We start from the raw sequence: 13,508 nt of genomic DNA, 5'->3' as shown, positions 1-13,508 counted from the left end.
CGCCCCCGCCCAACCGCCCGATCCAGTGTCATTCTGTCGGGCGGTTGGGCGGGGGCGCGGGCTGGAACCGTCTTTCTCAAACAAAATCTCAGCCGTCGCGGATGACGCGCAGGGCGCCGGCGACGCTCAGATGGTGCGAATCGAAATAGAGCGGCTTTCCCTCAGCCTCGATGGCGCAGCGGTCCGTAGCGCATAGCGCCTTGACCGGATCGATCAACCTGACGCCGCGCACCTGCCAGCGGGTGAAAAGCGCGCGCAGATGCACTGTGCGCGCATCGACCCAGGCGCGGCTCACGCCCTGCGCCTGATCCATTCGTCCGGCGCGCGCCAGATGGGCGAGATGGCGCGGCACGTCGAAGGGATGGGGCGGCACCGGGCCGATCAACACCACCTCGCGCCCTTCGGCCCGGATCGCGGCGATGGTCCGGTCGAGCCTGGCGACGAAATCCGGCGCGTCGAAGTCGCCATTGGCCCAGAAGGCGGCCAGATAGACCCGACGGATGCCCTGATCGGCGCGCAGGGCGGCGAAAGCGGCGCGATTTGCGGCCGCGCAACGCGCGTCCTTCGCCTCATAGTCCAGGACCGGCGGGCAGCTTGAGGTCGTGCGTTCGATGAGCGCACGGCCCCGCCTCTTTGCCTCCAGCGACAGTGCGTAGGCCAGTTCCACGCCATGGCTATCGCCCCACAACATGGCGTCGGGGTGAGTCGCGGCACCCAGGATGCAGGGGGATGCGCCACGCATATAGCTGTCGTGGCAGCGTTTGCGCGTCGGGCTGAAATCCTGTTGCCCCGCGATCTGCGCCAGCACCGGCGCGGCGAAGCGGGAGGGCCATCCTCCCATTGCCATCAGGCCGAGCGAAGACAGGCAGAGCAGCGCCATGGCGGCGGCCGTGAAACGGAAGACTGTTCGCGCCGGCACGCGCGCCCGGCTGCGGAAGGGGCGTTCGACGAAGCGCCAGGACAATGCGGCTGCCAGAAGCGCGGCCGCCATGACGATCAGGCGGGTCGCGCCCGACAGCGGCGCGTCGGTGGCATATTCGGTGAAGACGATCAGCGGCCAGTGCCAGAGATAGAGCGAATAGGACAGGAGGCCGATGCCGACCAATATCGGCAGCGACAGGAGCCGCCCGACGCTGGTGCCCGGCGAGGCATGGATCAGAGCGGCTGCGCCCAACACCGGAGGCAGGGCCGTCAAGCCGGGGAAAATCGTGTCGCGATTGTAGAAAGTGACGGCCAGGGCTATGGCGAGCAGGCCGCCCCAGGCGACCAGTTCGCCGATCCAGCGGCGGTTGATGGCGGGCAGGACGCCCAGCGCGAGCAAGCCCCCCGCGAACAATTCCCAGGCGCGGGTGGGCAGGAGGTAGAAGGTGAAGCCGCTGGTGTCACGTTGCAGGATGATCGCGAGCGCCAATGATCCCGCCGCAATCAGCGTCAGCACCACGGCGCGCCAACGCGGCGCATAGCGGGCGAGCAGCATCAGCAGGACCGGAAAGCCGATATAATATTGTTCCTCGACCGCAAGCGACCATGTGTGCAGCAGCGGTTTGACGTCCGCTCCGCCAGCGAAATAGCCGGTGTCGGTGAAGAACCACAGGTTGGAAGCGAACAGGGTCGCGGCCAGCGCCGATTTCGGCACGCCGTCCAGGTCGCCCGGCAGATAGAGCCATGCCGCGCATCCCAGCGTGACCAGGATCATCAGCGCCAGGGCGGGGATGATCCGGCGGAAGCGGCGCTCGTAGAAATGGACCAGGGAAAAGCGGCCTTCATCCACTTCGCGGGCGATGATGCCGGTGATCAGGAAGCCGGATATGACGAAGAAGATGTCGACGCCGACATAGCCGCCGGAAAAGCCGGGCACATGGGCGTGGAACAGCAGCACCGGCAGGATGGCGACGGCGCGCAGGCCGTCAATGTCGCGCCGGTAGCGAATCGGGTGGTCGATGCCCGCCATGGGGGTCGCTGATCCATGCATCCGGCCGGGCCTAGCGCCAAAGCCCTGACATTTGCTTTACCCGCCCCCGCCGATATCCGGCCGGGAAGGCGGTTGCACATTCTGCAACCATGGTTTCGCCCTTCGCAGTTGCACAAAAACGGCCGGCGGGACAAAAGGACTGTGCCTTTCAGGCATCCTCTCCTAAAAACTTTGCGGCTGGTCTTCGGATCAGCCTTTTTTTTGTCATTCCGCTGGGCTAGAGGGTTCTTGCTCATGCCGAGCCACCAAAAAAAGTTTCTGGAGAGGAGCCGCCGGTAAGACCGGCAGGCTGGGCATGGCTGGGGGATGGAGCGCTTTGACCGGCGCTCTCCCCCATCTTCTTTCCCTTCAGTCCGCCATTGCCTCGGCTTCCCGGCCATAGGCGGCCACGGCCTCTACCTCTGCCGTATCGCCCAGCACCACGCCGACGCGCTGGTGCAGCCCCTTCGCTTCCACGTCCATGATGGGGATGAAGCCGTCGCTGGCCGCACCGCCCGCCTGTTCGATCAGGAAGGCCATGGGATTGGCTTCATACATCAGTCGCAGCTTCGCCTTGCCGGGCGTCCGGTGGTCATAGGGATACATGAAGATGCCGCCCCGCTTGAGGATGCGGTGGACGTCCGCGACCATGGAGGCGGTCCAGCGCATATTATAATCCTGACCGCACGGGCCGGCGGCGCCCATCACCCGTTCATCGACATAGCGGGCGATCGCCGGCGACCATTGGCGACGGTTGGACATGTTGATGGCGAATTCGCACTTGCCCTGGGGCATCTTCATGTCCGGGTCGGTCATCACCCAGCTGCCGACTTCCCGGTCGAGGGTGAATTCGAAGACGCCGGTGCCGACGCTGAGCACCAGCAGCGTCTGCGGGCCGTAGATGGCGTAGCCCGCCGCGACCTGGTGGCGGCCGGTCTGAAGAAAATCATCCTCCGTCACGTCGCGGCCGGCACAGGCGTCGGGCGCTTTGAGAACCGAGAAGATGGTGCCGACCGACAGGTCGACATCGACATTGCTCGACCCGTCGATCGGGTCGAACAGCATCAGATATTCGCCCTTGGGATAGCGATTGGGGATGGGATAGATGGTTTCCATCTCCTCCGACGCCATCGCCGCCAGATGGCCGCCCCATTCATTGGCGTCGAGCAGCAGTTCGTTGGCGATCACGTCCAGCTTCTTCTGGACCTCACCCTGCACATTTTCGCTGTCGAGGCTGCCCAGCACTTCGCCCAGCGCGCCCTTGCTGATCGAAAAGCTGATCACCTTGCAGGCGCGGGCGACGGTTTCGATCAGCAGGCGCAGTTCGCCGGGCAGCGCACCGGAGTTGCGTTGTTGTTCGATCAGGAAACGAGTCAGGGTGGTTCTGGTCATAAGCCGCCTCTCGCAAGGGATAAGGGTGCGGCCGCGCGCCGCGGGATCTGCACACGCGCTGTCGCTACGGCAGCCAATGCGCCAAGTCCAGCCGACAAGTCCAGCCGCAGCGTCACTGCCCGTCCATGCGCCGTTGCGCATCGTCGCGTCCGACGGTCAGGTCGCGTGCCCGCGCCACATCGTCCTGCGCTCCGGCGCGGGCGTAAAGCTGTTCGGCCGCGTCATAGTCGCCGTCCCGTTCAGCGCATAGGCCAAGGTTGAACAGGATCGACGGGTGGTCGGGCGTCGCTGCGTCCATCTCGCGCCACTGGTCGCAGGCCGTCGCGGGATCGCGCTGCGAGAGTTTCACGCTGTCCTTGAACGCCTGTCCCATGGCCTTGTCCATGCCATCGCGTCCTTCCCGCAGGCGGATGCGGTAGCTTTCGTGGCGGGGCACGATGTCGTCGGCGAAACGATCCGCGGCGGTCTTGACCATCCGCGCGATGCTGTCCTTGGAATCGCGCTGCCGCTTGTCGCCGGGGCAGGTGACGAGCCGCTCGCTCTGCGGCCGGGTCTGGGTGTAGAGGATGCGGCCGTCATCGCTGTCCGCCACGCGCAGGGTGGAGGAGAAGCTGATCACTTCCTCCAGGCAGGTGGCCTCTACCTTCTCCTTCTTCTTGCAGACGCTGCCCTGTTTTTCGACGCAGTTTTCGACCTGCCGCTTCACGTCATTCCTGCTTATGCGGGCGTCCGCCAGGCCGGTGATGACGGCGTCGGCGCCCGGGCCGCGACGGGACAAGGCGATGAGGTCATAATAGGCTTGGCCATCGGGACCGCGGCGGCCAAGCTGCTGTTCGATCGCCAGCGACAGCGCCATGCCGTCGCGCCCTGCAATCCGGTCGATCCCGATGCTGCGGGCCAGGCTGACGTCCCGATAGGCCGCAGGAAAATGCCCGACCATTTCAAAGATTTCCGCATGGGCCGGCGCGGCGACGCCGAGTGCCGCCAAACAAAGAATGAAGCGCATTGATGATCCCCCCCGTGGAACGGCGTCAGCCATATAAAAGCGGCGTCCCGGCATCAAGCAGCAACAAAGGAACGGTAGCGAGACTGCGCCGTTTTGATAGGCTGTCGATTTCGACCGCAGGGGAGCAGCATGGATAGTCTCATCACCGCCTTCACCGATCCGGCCGCTTTGGCGGCGCTCATCGCTCTGGTGGTGATGGAGGTGGTGCTGGGTATCGACAACCTGGTCTTCATTTCCATCCTGACCAACAAGCTGCCCGAGGCGCAGCGACCCAAAGCGCGGCGAATCGGCATCGGCCTGGCGCTGGGAATGCGGCTGGTGCTGCTGTCGATGATCGCCTGGATCGTCGGCCTGACGCAGCCGGTGTTCGACCTGGGCCTGAACGGTCCGATCGACAGCCATGGCGCGCCGACGTTCGAGACGCAATTTTCGTGGCGCGACATGATCCTGATTGCCGGCGGCCTGTTCCTGATCTGGAAGGCGACCAAGGAAATCCATCATAATGTCGATCCGACGGGCAGCGACGACATACTCGACAAACGCGGGGTGGCGTCCATCAGCTTTGGCGCGGCGATCGTCCAGATCATCCTGCTCGACATGATCTTCTCGCTCGATTCGATCCTGACGGCGGTGGGGATGACAGACAATCTGGCGATCATGGTCATCGCCGTGGTCGTTGCGGTGACGGTGATGCTGCTGGCGGCCGATCCGCTTGCCAACTTCATCGCGCGCAACCCGACCGTGGTGATGCTGGCGCTGGGCTTCCTGCTGATGATCGGCGCGGTGCTGATCGCGGACGGTTTCGGCGTGCATGTGCCCAAGGGCTATATCTATGCCGCCATGGCCTTTTCGACGCTGGTCGAGGTGCTCAACATTTTCGCCCGGCGGGCGAAGATGCGCAAGGGCCAGGGCTGACGCGACGCGCCACCGGCGAAGTTCACAGTGTCGTCGGCCTTTTCGGAGCAATTGCGCCGGGGAAGCGCCTGCAAAGCGTCGGCGAGGCGTCGCCGACGCGCCGGTTGGGTCACACTGACGTATCACTGGCGCCTCACTGACGCGCCACCCACGCGCCAGTGACGCGCCAGTGATGCGCCACCGGCGCGATGGTCGCGCGCAGGGGGGATGAGGGTGGCGAGTGGGTCCATCGGCAAGGATAGACCAGAGAAAATCCTACATTGGAAGATGCGGCGGCGGGGCCGGGGGCGCGGCGCGTCCGTGGCGATTTGCTGTCGACAAGGTCGAAGCTCGCTGCGCTCGCGCCGTTCCCTGGAAGGGGGGCTTCGCGCATTTCCCCCTCCACCGCCTGCGGCGGTCCCCCTCCCCAAGCAAGCTTGGGGAGGATTTTATGGCCCGCCGGGCGGGGGATCATTCTTCCTCTACCATCTCCTGGCCCGGCGCGGCGTCCACCCAGCGGCGGGCGAGCGCATAGTCATGGCCCGCGCGCAGAAAGGCGGCGATCGCCTTTTCGCGTTGCCGGGGGTCGAGCGGACCGACCGCATAGGGGCCGAGCCGCTTGCGGCGGGCGAAGCGGTCGGCGGCGCTCCAGGCGTCCCTGCGAGTCTGGGCGTCGGCCTGTTCGCGGTCGCTTTGCGCGATGCCGGCTGCGCGCAACTCCTCCTCCACCCGGCGCGCGCCATAGCCGCGACGGGCGAGCGAGGCGCTTTTCATCGCCGCATAGCCCGCATCGTCGATATAATGGAGATCGACGAAGTGGTCGGCCAGTGTTTCGGGATCGGCGGGCCGCTCGCCACCCCAGCCGCGTTCGCGCAATTTTCGGTTGAGATAGGCCAGCAACTTGCCCCGGCTGGTGGCGAAACGCGCGACATGGCGCAGCGCCAGGTCGCGCAAAGCAGCCTCATCGAGCGGCGTGGGGAGGCGTTTTCCGGCCATATCGTATCAACATGGCCCAAGCGCCATGTTTATGCCACAGTCGGGCCGGAATTTTACCGCGCCTTGTCGGCTAGAAAGCGAGGCTGGAATGCAACTATCCGGTGCAAGTGGCGATCAAAGCTGCTAGCGGCCGCGCTTTCGCAAGTTTTAGAACATTGGGTGAAACCAATATGACGGGTTCGCAAGAGATGATGGCACCGACGCCGACCACTGACGATCTGCCGCGCCGCCTCTCCGATTTCGAGACGCTGGGCGAGGCGCTGGACTATGCGGCGCAGGGGCGACGTGGCCTCAACTTTCACGACGCGCGGGGCAATCTGGCGCGGCCCTATCCGTTCAGCGAGCTGCGTGACGACGCCGTCGCCTGCGCGCACCGGCTGATCGCCCATGGCGTCAAGCCGCTGGACCGCGTGGCGCTGGTCGCCGAGACCGGCCCGGAGTTCGCGCAGCTGTTCTTCGGCATCGTCTATGCCGGCGCCTGGCCGGTGCCTTTGCCGCTGCCGACCAGCTTTGGCGGCAAGGAAAGCTATATCGACCAATTGGTCGTCCAGCTTTCGAGCTGCGACCCGATGCTGTTCCTCTTTCCGCAGGAACTGGCCGACATGGCGGGCGCGGCCGGCGACCTGCGCAGCGTGGAAGGCATCGCGTTCGAGGATTTCCTGGCGCGCGAGGCGACGCCCGTCGCCCTGCCGCAGGCCAAGGGCGACGAGATCGCCTATCTGCAATATTCGAGCGGATCGACCCGCTTCCCACATGGCGTGGCGGTGACGCACCATGCGCTGCTGAGCAACCTGTCGTCGCACAGCCACGGGATGCAGGTGCAGGACAGCGACCGCTGCATCAGCTGGCTGCCCTGGTATCATGACATGGGGCTGGTCGGCTGCTTCCTGTCGGTCGTCGCCAACCAGGTGTCGACCGACTATATGAAGACCGAGGATTTCGCCCGCCGTCCGCTGGCGTGGCTGGACCTCATCAGCCGCAATGAAGGCACGTCGATCAGCTATTCGCCGACCTTTGGCTATGACATTTGCGCGCGGCGCATGTCGAGCCAGACCAAGGCGCAGGACCGGTTCGACCTGTCGCGCTGGCGCCTGGCGGGCAATGGCGCGGACATGATCCGGCCCGACGTGATGCAGAGCTTCGTCGATGCCTTCGCCGACGCGGGGTTCAGCCCCAGGGCGTTCCTGCCCAGCTATGGCCTGGCCGAAGCGACGCTGGCCGTCACCATCATGCCGCCGGGCGAGGGCATTATCGTGGAACTGGTCGAGGAAACCGACCTGTCGGGCGGCCATGCCACCGAAGGGCGGCCGCAGCGTTTCCGGTCGATCGTCAATTGCGGCAAACCCGCCAAGGACATGATCGTGGAAATCCGCGACGAAGATGGCGGCCTGTTGAAGGAACGGCAGATCGGCAAGGTGTGGACCACCGGCCCGTCGCTGATGGTCGGCTATTTCCGCGACGAGGAAGCGACCAGAGCCTGCATGGCCGATGGCTGGCTCGATACCGGAGACATGGGCTATCTGAGCGACGGCTATCTCTACATCGTCGGCCGCGCCAAGGACATGATCATCATCAACGGCAAGAATCACTGGCCGCAGGACATTGAATGGGCGGTGGAGCAACTGCCCGGTTTCAAGCAGGGCGACATCGCCGCCTTCGCCATCACGACGCCGGGCGGCGAGGAAGCGCCCGCCGTGCTGGTCCATTGCCGCACGTCGGACAATGAGGAGCGCTCGCGCCTGCGCGACCAGATCCGTGAGCGGGTGCGGGCCATCACCGGCATGAATTGCGTCGTCGAACTGGTGCCGCCGCGCACATTGCCACGGACCAGTTCGGGCAAGCTCAGCCGGTCCAAGGCGCGCAATCTCTACCTGACCGGCGAGATCCGGCCCTATGACATCGCCGCCTGAACGCTGATAGGGTCCCGGTCGGGCGAGTTACCGATTGCTAACCCGCAGCTGCTATATGCCGGGCTGTGGGTAACGGGCAGAAGCAATTAACGCAGGATCATCGGCCGGAGCGTGCATCGCTGCGCGTCATGATGGGGCTGGCGCCGGCGACCGATGCGCTGGGCGAGCGGGTGCTGGCCGCGCAGCTGCGATCGGCCGACGCCGTCAGCCCGTTGCGGCACGTCATGAACATATGTGGCCTGCTGTTCGTGTGGCCGGTCTTTTCCCATTGCTGTTCCCCTGTGCTGCTGGCCGGATGGAGCGCGGCGCTGATCGCCGCGACCCTTGTCGGCATGGGGCTGGATCGCGGCGTGCGGACAGGGCGCGGCGCGCCTGGGGCGGCGGATGTGCGCCGCCACGGCCTGGGCGCGTTGCTCCAGGGGATCGTATGGACGGCCTGCATGATGCTGGTGTCGCACATGGGGCAGACGGAAGAACTGGTCGCTTTATGGACGCTGGTCAGCTGCATCATGGTATGCGGGGCGATCAGCTATGCGGCCACGCCGCTGGCCGCGACAGCCTTTTTGCTGCCCTGCATTTTGGGCCTGTTCGCGATGTTCGACGATGGCGGGCAGTTGCCGTTGCGCGCGCTGGCGACCAGCTATGCGCTGTCCCTGCTGGTGGGATGTTTCATCTACGCGCGCACATTGGCGCGGCAGCATCGCACCCATGCCCAACTGGCGGAAAAGACCGAGGTGGTCAGCCTGTTGCTGCGTGAATATGAGGATGGCGGCTCCGACTGGTTGTGGCAGACCGATGTGGCCCGCCGGATCAGCGGGGCGTCCCGGCGCTTCGCCGAGACGCTGGGAATGGAGCCGGAGCGGCTGGAGGGCGCGCCGCTGGTACAGATACTGGCGGGCAGCGCCTGGGAGAGCGGTCGTTTCCCGGCGGGGCTGCACAGCCTGGCCGACCATCTCAAACATCGGGAAAGCTTCAGCAATCTGGTCCTGCCGGTGGAAGTTCAGGGTCAGTGGCGCTGGTGGGAGCTGTCGGCGTCGCCGCGCTATGACGAAAGCGGCGCTTTCCTAGGATTCCGCGGCGTCGGATCGGACGTCACGGTCCAGCGTGAATCGGCCGAGAAAATCGCCCAGCTGGCGCGGTTCGATCCGCTGACCGGCCTGCCCAACCGCAGCCATTTGCGCGAGGTGCTGGACCAGGCGATGGCGGCGGGACGCGCCCGGTCGCCCGGCTGCGCCTTCCTGATGATCGACCTGGACCGGTTCAAGGCGGTCAACGACACGCTGGGCCACCAGACCGGCGACAGACTGCTGAGCCAGGTGGCGCGGCGGCTGCGGCAGATTTGTGCGGAAGGCGATTTCTGCGGGCGTATTGGCGGCGATGAATTTGCGGTCGTCATGTCGCAGGTCGGCGACGGCCATGGCATTGCCCGGCTGGCCGGGCAGATCATCGGCGCCCTGTCCGCGCCCTATCAGGTCGATGCCCATATGCTCTATGTCGGCGCTTCGGTGGGTTCGGCCTGTTCGCCTGCCGATGGCGTCGATTCAGAAACACTGATCCGCAGCGCCGATCTGGCGCTTTATCGCGCCAAGGCGGAGGGCGGCGGCGTGCATTGCGCCTATGAGCCGCAGCTCCACGCCCAGGCCGAGGAGCGGCACCAGCTCGAACTGGCTTTGCGCGAGGCGTTGGAGAAGGACCAGCTTCGCGTCCTGTATCAGCCCGTCGTCGATGCCGCGCAAGGATGCGTCGTGGGGTTCGAGGCGCTGGTGCGTTGGACCCACCCGGTGTTGGGGCAGATCTCGCCGGCCCGGTTCATCCCGGTGGCGGAGGAGGCGCGGCTGATCGCGCCGATCGGCGAGTGGGTGTTGCGCACCGCCTGCATGGAGGCGGCCAACTGGCCCGAGGATGTGCGCATCGCCGTCAATGTGTCGCCCGAGCAATTGACCAACCTCAGCTTCGTCGCGGCGGTCCTGTCCGCGCTGGCGCAGAGCGGCCTGGAATCCCGGCGGCTGGAGCTGGAAGTGACCGAAAGCGTCTTCATGAACGAGGATGCCGGCGCGCTGCGCGTGCTCGATCAGTTGATGGCGCTGGGCGTCCAGCTTTCGCTCGACGATTTCGGCACCGGCTATTCCTCGCTCGGCTATCTGAGCCGCACGCGGTTCAACACGATCAAGATCGACCGCAGCTTCGTCGTCGGCGCGTCCCGTAACACGGCCGAAAGCCTGGCCATCATCCGCGCGGTCGTCACTTTGGCCCAAAGTCTGGGCATGACGACGACGGCGGAGGGCGTGGAGACCGAAGCCGAGCTGGCGATGGTCCGGCAACTGGGCTGCAACAAGGTGCAGGGCTTTTATTTCGGGAGGCCGATGCCCGCGCAGGATGCCGCGCGCCTGTTTCCGGCCGCGCCCCGGCGCGCCGCAGGCTGAAGCTTCCATGCAAGTTCCGTCCCGTCAGCGTTCGCTGATCTGACGCTCCACCTGCGTCCAGAGCGCGGCGAAGGCCCGCGCGGGCGGGGATGCGGGAGCGAAGGCGCCGAGCGGCTTGCGGCGCACGGTCATCTGTTCGACGGTGCTGGCCATCGGAATGGCGTGCCATCCGGCCTGGCTCTCCAGCGCCTTGCGATGCAGGCTGCGGCGGCGATCGACCATCGAATAGACCGGCAGGATCGGCGCTTGCGCGCCGCCGCGCTGGACCAGATAGCGGGCGACCTCTCCCATGGCGCGTTGCGACAGGGGAGACGGGATGACGGGAATGACGATCAGGTCGGCGGCGCGCAGCACCTGCTCGCTGGTTTCGGTGAGGCCCGGCGGACAATCGAGGATGATGCGGTCATAATCCTTGCCCAGGCTGTCGATCAGTCGCGCGAGCCGCTTCTTCTTGTCCATTTCGCGGAACAGATGGTCAAGGCCGCGCAGGGAGGTGTCGGCGGCGATCAGGTCCAGCCCCGGCACGGTCGAGGGCTGGATCAGCTTGCGCACCTCCACATCCTTGCTGAAGATCGCCTGCGCGGCGTCGCGGCTGGTCTGGTCGGTGGAGATGAGCCAGCTTGACGCGGCCTGCGGGTCGAGATCCCACAGCAAGGTGCGGCGTTTCGAGATGCAGGCCGATGCCCAGGCGAGGTTGATCGCGAATGTGGTTTTGCCCACGCCTCCCTTGAGGCTGTAGACGGCGATGGTCGCCAATGCCTTGTCCTTTGCCATGAACCGGCACGCTAGTTTGTCCTACCATCAAAGCAAGCGCTGAAATCAAGGGCTGATTGGGCGAGGTCGGATGGTCATGCCGGGTGCGGCAGCGTCTGTCCGGCGGACAGCTACAGAAGCGCCCGCGCCTTTTCGGGCGGGCGGGCGATCACGGCGCCCTTGTCGGTGATGACGACCGGGCGTTCGATCAGGATCGGATGTTGCGCCATCGCGTCCAGCACCGTGGCGTCGTCGCCGGTGTCGAGGCCGATCTCCCTGGCCACCGCTTCGCCCTTGCGCACCGCCTGGGAGGGGCGGGCGCCGGCCTGGGCCAGCACCGCCGCTATCTCCGCGCGGGTGGGCGGGGTCTTGAGATATTCAAGCACCGTCACCGCGACGCCGGGCGTTTCCTCCAGGATCGCCAGTGCCTGGCGCGACTTGGAACAGCGCGGATTATGCCAGATGGTCGCCTTCACTGGCCGCCCTCACGGGCGAGCCAATCTTCCAGCCACTTGATCGTATAATCGCCGTTGAGGAAGTCGGGATCGGTCAGCAGCGCCTGATGCAGCGGGATGGTGGTCTTCATCCCTTCGATCACATATTCCTGAAGCGCGCGCTTCAGCCGCATGATCGCGCCTTCGCGGGTGCGGCCATAGACGATCAGCTTGCCGATCATCGAATCATAATAGGGCGGCACGCGATAGCCCTGATACAGGCCGCTATCGACGCGCACATGCATCCCGCCCGGCACATGATAGCTGGTGACGGTGCCCGGCGAAGGCGCGAAGGTCCGGGGATCTTCGGCATTGATGCGGCATTCGATCGCGTGGCCGGTGAAGCGGATTTCATCCTGTGCGACCGAGAGCGGCTTGCCTTCGGCGACGCGGATCTGTTCGCGGACCAGATCGACGCCGGTGATCATCTCGGTCACCGGATGCTCGACCTGAAGCCGGGTGTTCATCTCGATGAAGTAGAATTCGCCATTTTCCCACAGGAATTCGATCGTGCCCGCGCCGCGATAGCTCATATCGGCCATCGCCTTCGCGCAGATGCCGCCGATCCGCTCGCGCTCGGCCTGGGACAGGACGGGCGAGGGGGCTTCCTCCAGCACCTTTTGATGGCGGCGCTGGAGCGAACAGTCGCGTTCGCCCAGATGGATGGCGTTGCCCTTGCCGTCGCCGAACACCTGAATTTCGATATGGCGCGGATTGCCGAGATATTTTTCGATGTAGACGGTGGCGTCGCCGAAGGCGGCCTTCGCTTCGGAGCCGGCCTGCTGCATCAGCGTTTCGAGGCTGTCGGGCGAGGTGCAGACCTTCATGCCGCGACCGCCGCCGCCCGACGCCGCCTTGATGATGACGGGATAGCCCGCAGCTTCGGCGATCGCCTTGGCTTCCTCAAGGTCGCTGACCGCGCCGTCGGAGCCGGGGACGAGCGGCAGGCCGAGCGCGCCGGCCGTGCGCTTCGCCTCGATCTTGTCGCCCATGGTGCGGATATGTTCGGGCTTGGGACCGACAAAGGCGATGCCATGGGCTTCGACGATTTCGGCGAACTTGGCGTTTTCGCTGAGGAAGCCATAGCCCGGATGGATGGCGTCGGCGCCCGAGATTTCCGCCGCCGAGATGATCGCGGCGACGTTCAGATAGCTGTCCCTGGCGGCGGGCGGGCCGATGCAGATCGCTTCGTCGGCGAGGCGCACATGCATGGCGTCGGCGTCGGCGGTCGAATGGACCGCGACGGTCTTGATGCCCATTTCATGGCAGGCGCGGTGGATGCGGAGCGCGATCTCGCCCCGATTGGCGATCAGCAGCTTTTCAATGGCCATAAGCGTATGCGACCTTATTCGATGACGATCAGCGGCTGGTCATATTCGACCGGCTGACCATTATCGACCAGGACGGCCTTCACCGTGCCGGCGACCGGCGCGGGAATCGCGTTCATGACCTTCATCGCTTCGACGATCAGGACGGTTTCGCCCGCTTTCACCTGCGATCCGACGCGCGCGAAGGGCGCGGCGCCGGGTTCGGCGGACAGATAGGCGGTGCCCACGATCGGCGACTGGACCACGGTGCCCGAAGGCAGGGCGGCGTCGGCAGCGGCAGGCGTGGCGGCGACCGGGGCGGCGGCGGCGGCAGGCGCCGCGACCGGAGCGGGGGCATAGACGGCGGCGGGCGCGGCGGCCG

General features: G+C 65.7%; 11 protein-coding genes. 3 read left to right on the top strand and 8 right to left on the bottom strand.

Annotation, left to right across the window (positions count from 1 at the left end; genetic code table 11):
* Window positions 1-88: 88 nt before the first annotated feature.
* The 3 genes from C100_RS26800 to C100_RS26790 all read right to left on the bottom strand — a co-directional run bounded on the left by C100_RS26800 (window position 89) and on the right by C100_RS26790 (window position 4,349).
* Window positions 89-1,951, bottom strand: a complete 1,863-nt coding sequence (locus C100_RS26800; protein WP_031308556.1) for an acyltransferase family protein — start codon at window positions 1,949-1,951, stop codon at window positions 89-91.
* A 369-nt stretch (window positions 1,952-2,320) separates the two neighbouring features.
* The gene (locus C100_RS26795; RefSeq protein WP_024018093.1) at window positions 2,321-3,343 is read right to left on the bottom strand and encodes a class 1 fructose-bisphosphatase; all 1,023 of its coding nucleotides are present in this window, start codon (window positions 3,341-3,343) and stop codon (window positions 2,321-2,323) included.
* 112 nt (window positions 3,344-3,455) lie between these two features.
* Complete coding sequence (locus tag C100_RS26790) at window positions 3,456-4,349, bottom strand: tetratricopeptide repeat protein (RefSeq protein ID WP_024018092.1); 894 nt, start codon at window positions 4,347-4,349, stop codon at window positions 3,456-3,458.
* A gap of 129 nt (window positions 4,350-4,478) precedes the next feature.
* Here C100_RS26790 and C100_RS26785 point away from each other — a divergent pair, with 129 nt between their 5' ends.
* The gene (locus C100_RS26785; RefSeq protein WP_024018091.1) at window positions 4,479-5,264 is read left to right on the top strand and encodes a TerC family protein; all 786 of its coding nucleotides are present in this window, start codon (window positions 4,479-4,481) and stop codon (window positions 5,262-5,264) included.
* A 450-nt stretch (window positions 5,265-5,714) separates the two neighbouring features.
* Here C100_RS26785 and C100_RS26780 read toward each other — a convergent pair whose 3' ends face one another.
* Window positions 5,715-6,239, bottom strand: a complete 525-nt coding sequence (locus C100_RS26780; RefSeq protein ID WP_024018090.1) for a regulatory protein RecX — start codon at window positions 6,237-6,239, stop codon at window positions 5,715-5,717.
* A gap of 188 nt (window positions 6,240-6,427) precedes the next feature.
* On the opposite strand from C100_RS26780, the gene C100_RS26775 reads away from it, so the two are divergent.
* Window positions 6,428-8,149 (top strand): fatty acyl-AMP ligase, encoded by a 1,722-nt coding sequence (locus C100_RS26775; protein ID WP_052028209.1) that lies wholly within the window; start codon window positions 6,428-6,430, stop codon window positions 8,147-8,149.
* Window positions 8,150-8,277: 128 nt separating this feature from the next.
* Window positions 8,278-10,572, top strand: a complete 2,295-nt coding sequence (locus tag C100_RS26770) for a putative bifunctional diguanylate cyclase/phosphodiesterase (RefSeq protein WP_024018088.1) — start codon at window positions 8,278-8,280, stop codon at window positions 10,570-10,572.
* A gap of 24 nt (window positions 10,573-10,596) precedes the next feature.
* Here the strand turns inward: C100_RS26770 and C100_RS26765 are convergent, their stop codons facing one another.
* The 4 genes from C100_RS26765 to C100_RS26750 all read right to left on the bottom strand — a co-directional run.
* Entirely contained in the window at window positions 10,597-11,346 is a 750-nt protein-coding gene (locus tag C100_RS26765) for a ParA family protein (RefSeq protein ID WP_024018087.1), read from the bottom strand.
* A 110-nt stretch (window positions 11,347-11,456) separates the two neighbouring features.
* On the bottom strand, window positions 11,457-11,801 hold the full coding sequence (gene arsC, locus C100_RS26760; RefSeq protein ID WP_024018086.1) for an arsenate reductase (glutaredoxin): 345 nt from the start codon (window positions 11,799-11,801) through the stop codon (window positions 11,457-11,459).
* A complete protein-coding gene (accC, locus tag C100_RS26755) occupies window positions 11,798-13,150 on the bottom strand; it encodes an acetyl-CoA carboxylase biotin carboxylase subunit (protein ID WP_024018085.1) in 1,353 nt (450 codons plus the stop codon). The genes arsC and accC overlap by 4 nt, the downstream gene beginning before the upstream one ends.
* Window positions 13,151-13,164: 14 nt before the next feature.
* Window positions 13,165-13,508, bottom strand: a 344-nt coding sequence (locus tag C100_RS26750) for an acetyl-CoA carboxylase biotin carboxyl carrier protein (protein WP_024018084.1), incomplete at its 5' end; no start/stop codon positions are given.

Origin of the sequence: Sphingobium sp. C100 (genome assembly GCF_000508185.1) — a bacterium.
Taxonomy (GTDB): Bacteria; Pseudomonadota; Alphaproteobacteria; order Sphingomonadales; family Sphingomonadaceae; genus Sphingobium.
This window is presented reverse-complemented; position numbering and strand designations above follow the sequence as displayed.

Bases quoted from the DNA above. Each gene is read 5' to 3' on its own strand.
- C100_RS26765 (WP_024018087.1), bottom strand. From the start codon at position 11,346: ATGGCAAAGGACAAGGCATTGGCGACCATCGCCGTCTACAGCCTCAAG.
- C100_RS26775 (WP_052028209.1), top strand. From the start codon at position 6,428: ATGATGGCACCGACGCCGACCACTGACGATCTGCCGCGCCGCCTCTCC.
- accC (WP_024018085.1), bottom strand. From the start codon at position 13,150: ATGGCCATTGAAAAGCTGCTGATCGCCAATCGGGGCGAGATCGCGCTC.
- C100_RS26790 (WP_024018092.1), bottom strand. From the start codon at position 4,349: ATGCGCTTCATTCTTTGTTTGGCGGCACTCGGCGTCGCCGCGCCGGCC.
- C100_RS26795 (WP_024018093.1), bottom strand. From the start codon at position 3,343: ATGACCAGAACCACCCTGACTCGTTTCCTGATCGAACAACAACGCAAC.
- C100_RS26780 (WP_024018090.1), bottom strand. From the start codon at position 6,239: ATGGCCGGAAAACGCCTCCCCACGCCGCTCGATGAGGCTGCTTTGCGC.
- C100_RS26800 (WP_031308556.1), bottom strand. From the start codon at position 1,951: ATGGCGGGCATCGACCACCCGATTCGCTACCGGCGCGACATTGACGGC.
- C100_RS26785 (WP_024018091.1), top strand. From the start codon at position 4,479: ATGGATAGTCTCATCACCGCCTTCACCGATCCGGCCGCTTTGGCGGCG.
- C100_RS26770 (WP_024018088.1), top strand. From the start codon at position 8,278: ATGATGGGGCTGGCGCCGGCGACCGATGCGCTGGGCGAGCGGGTGCTG.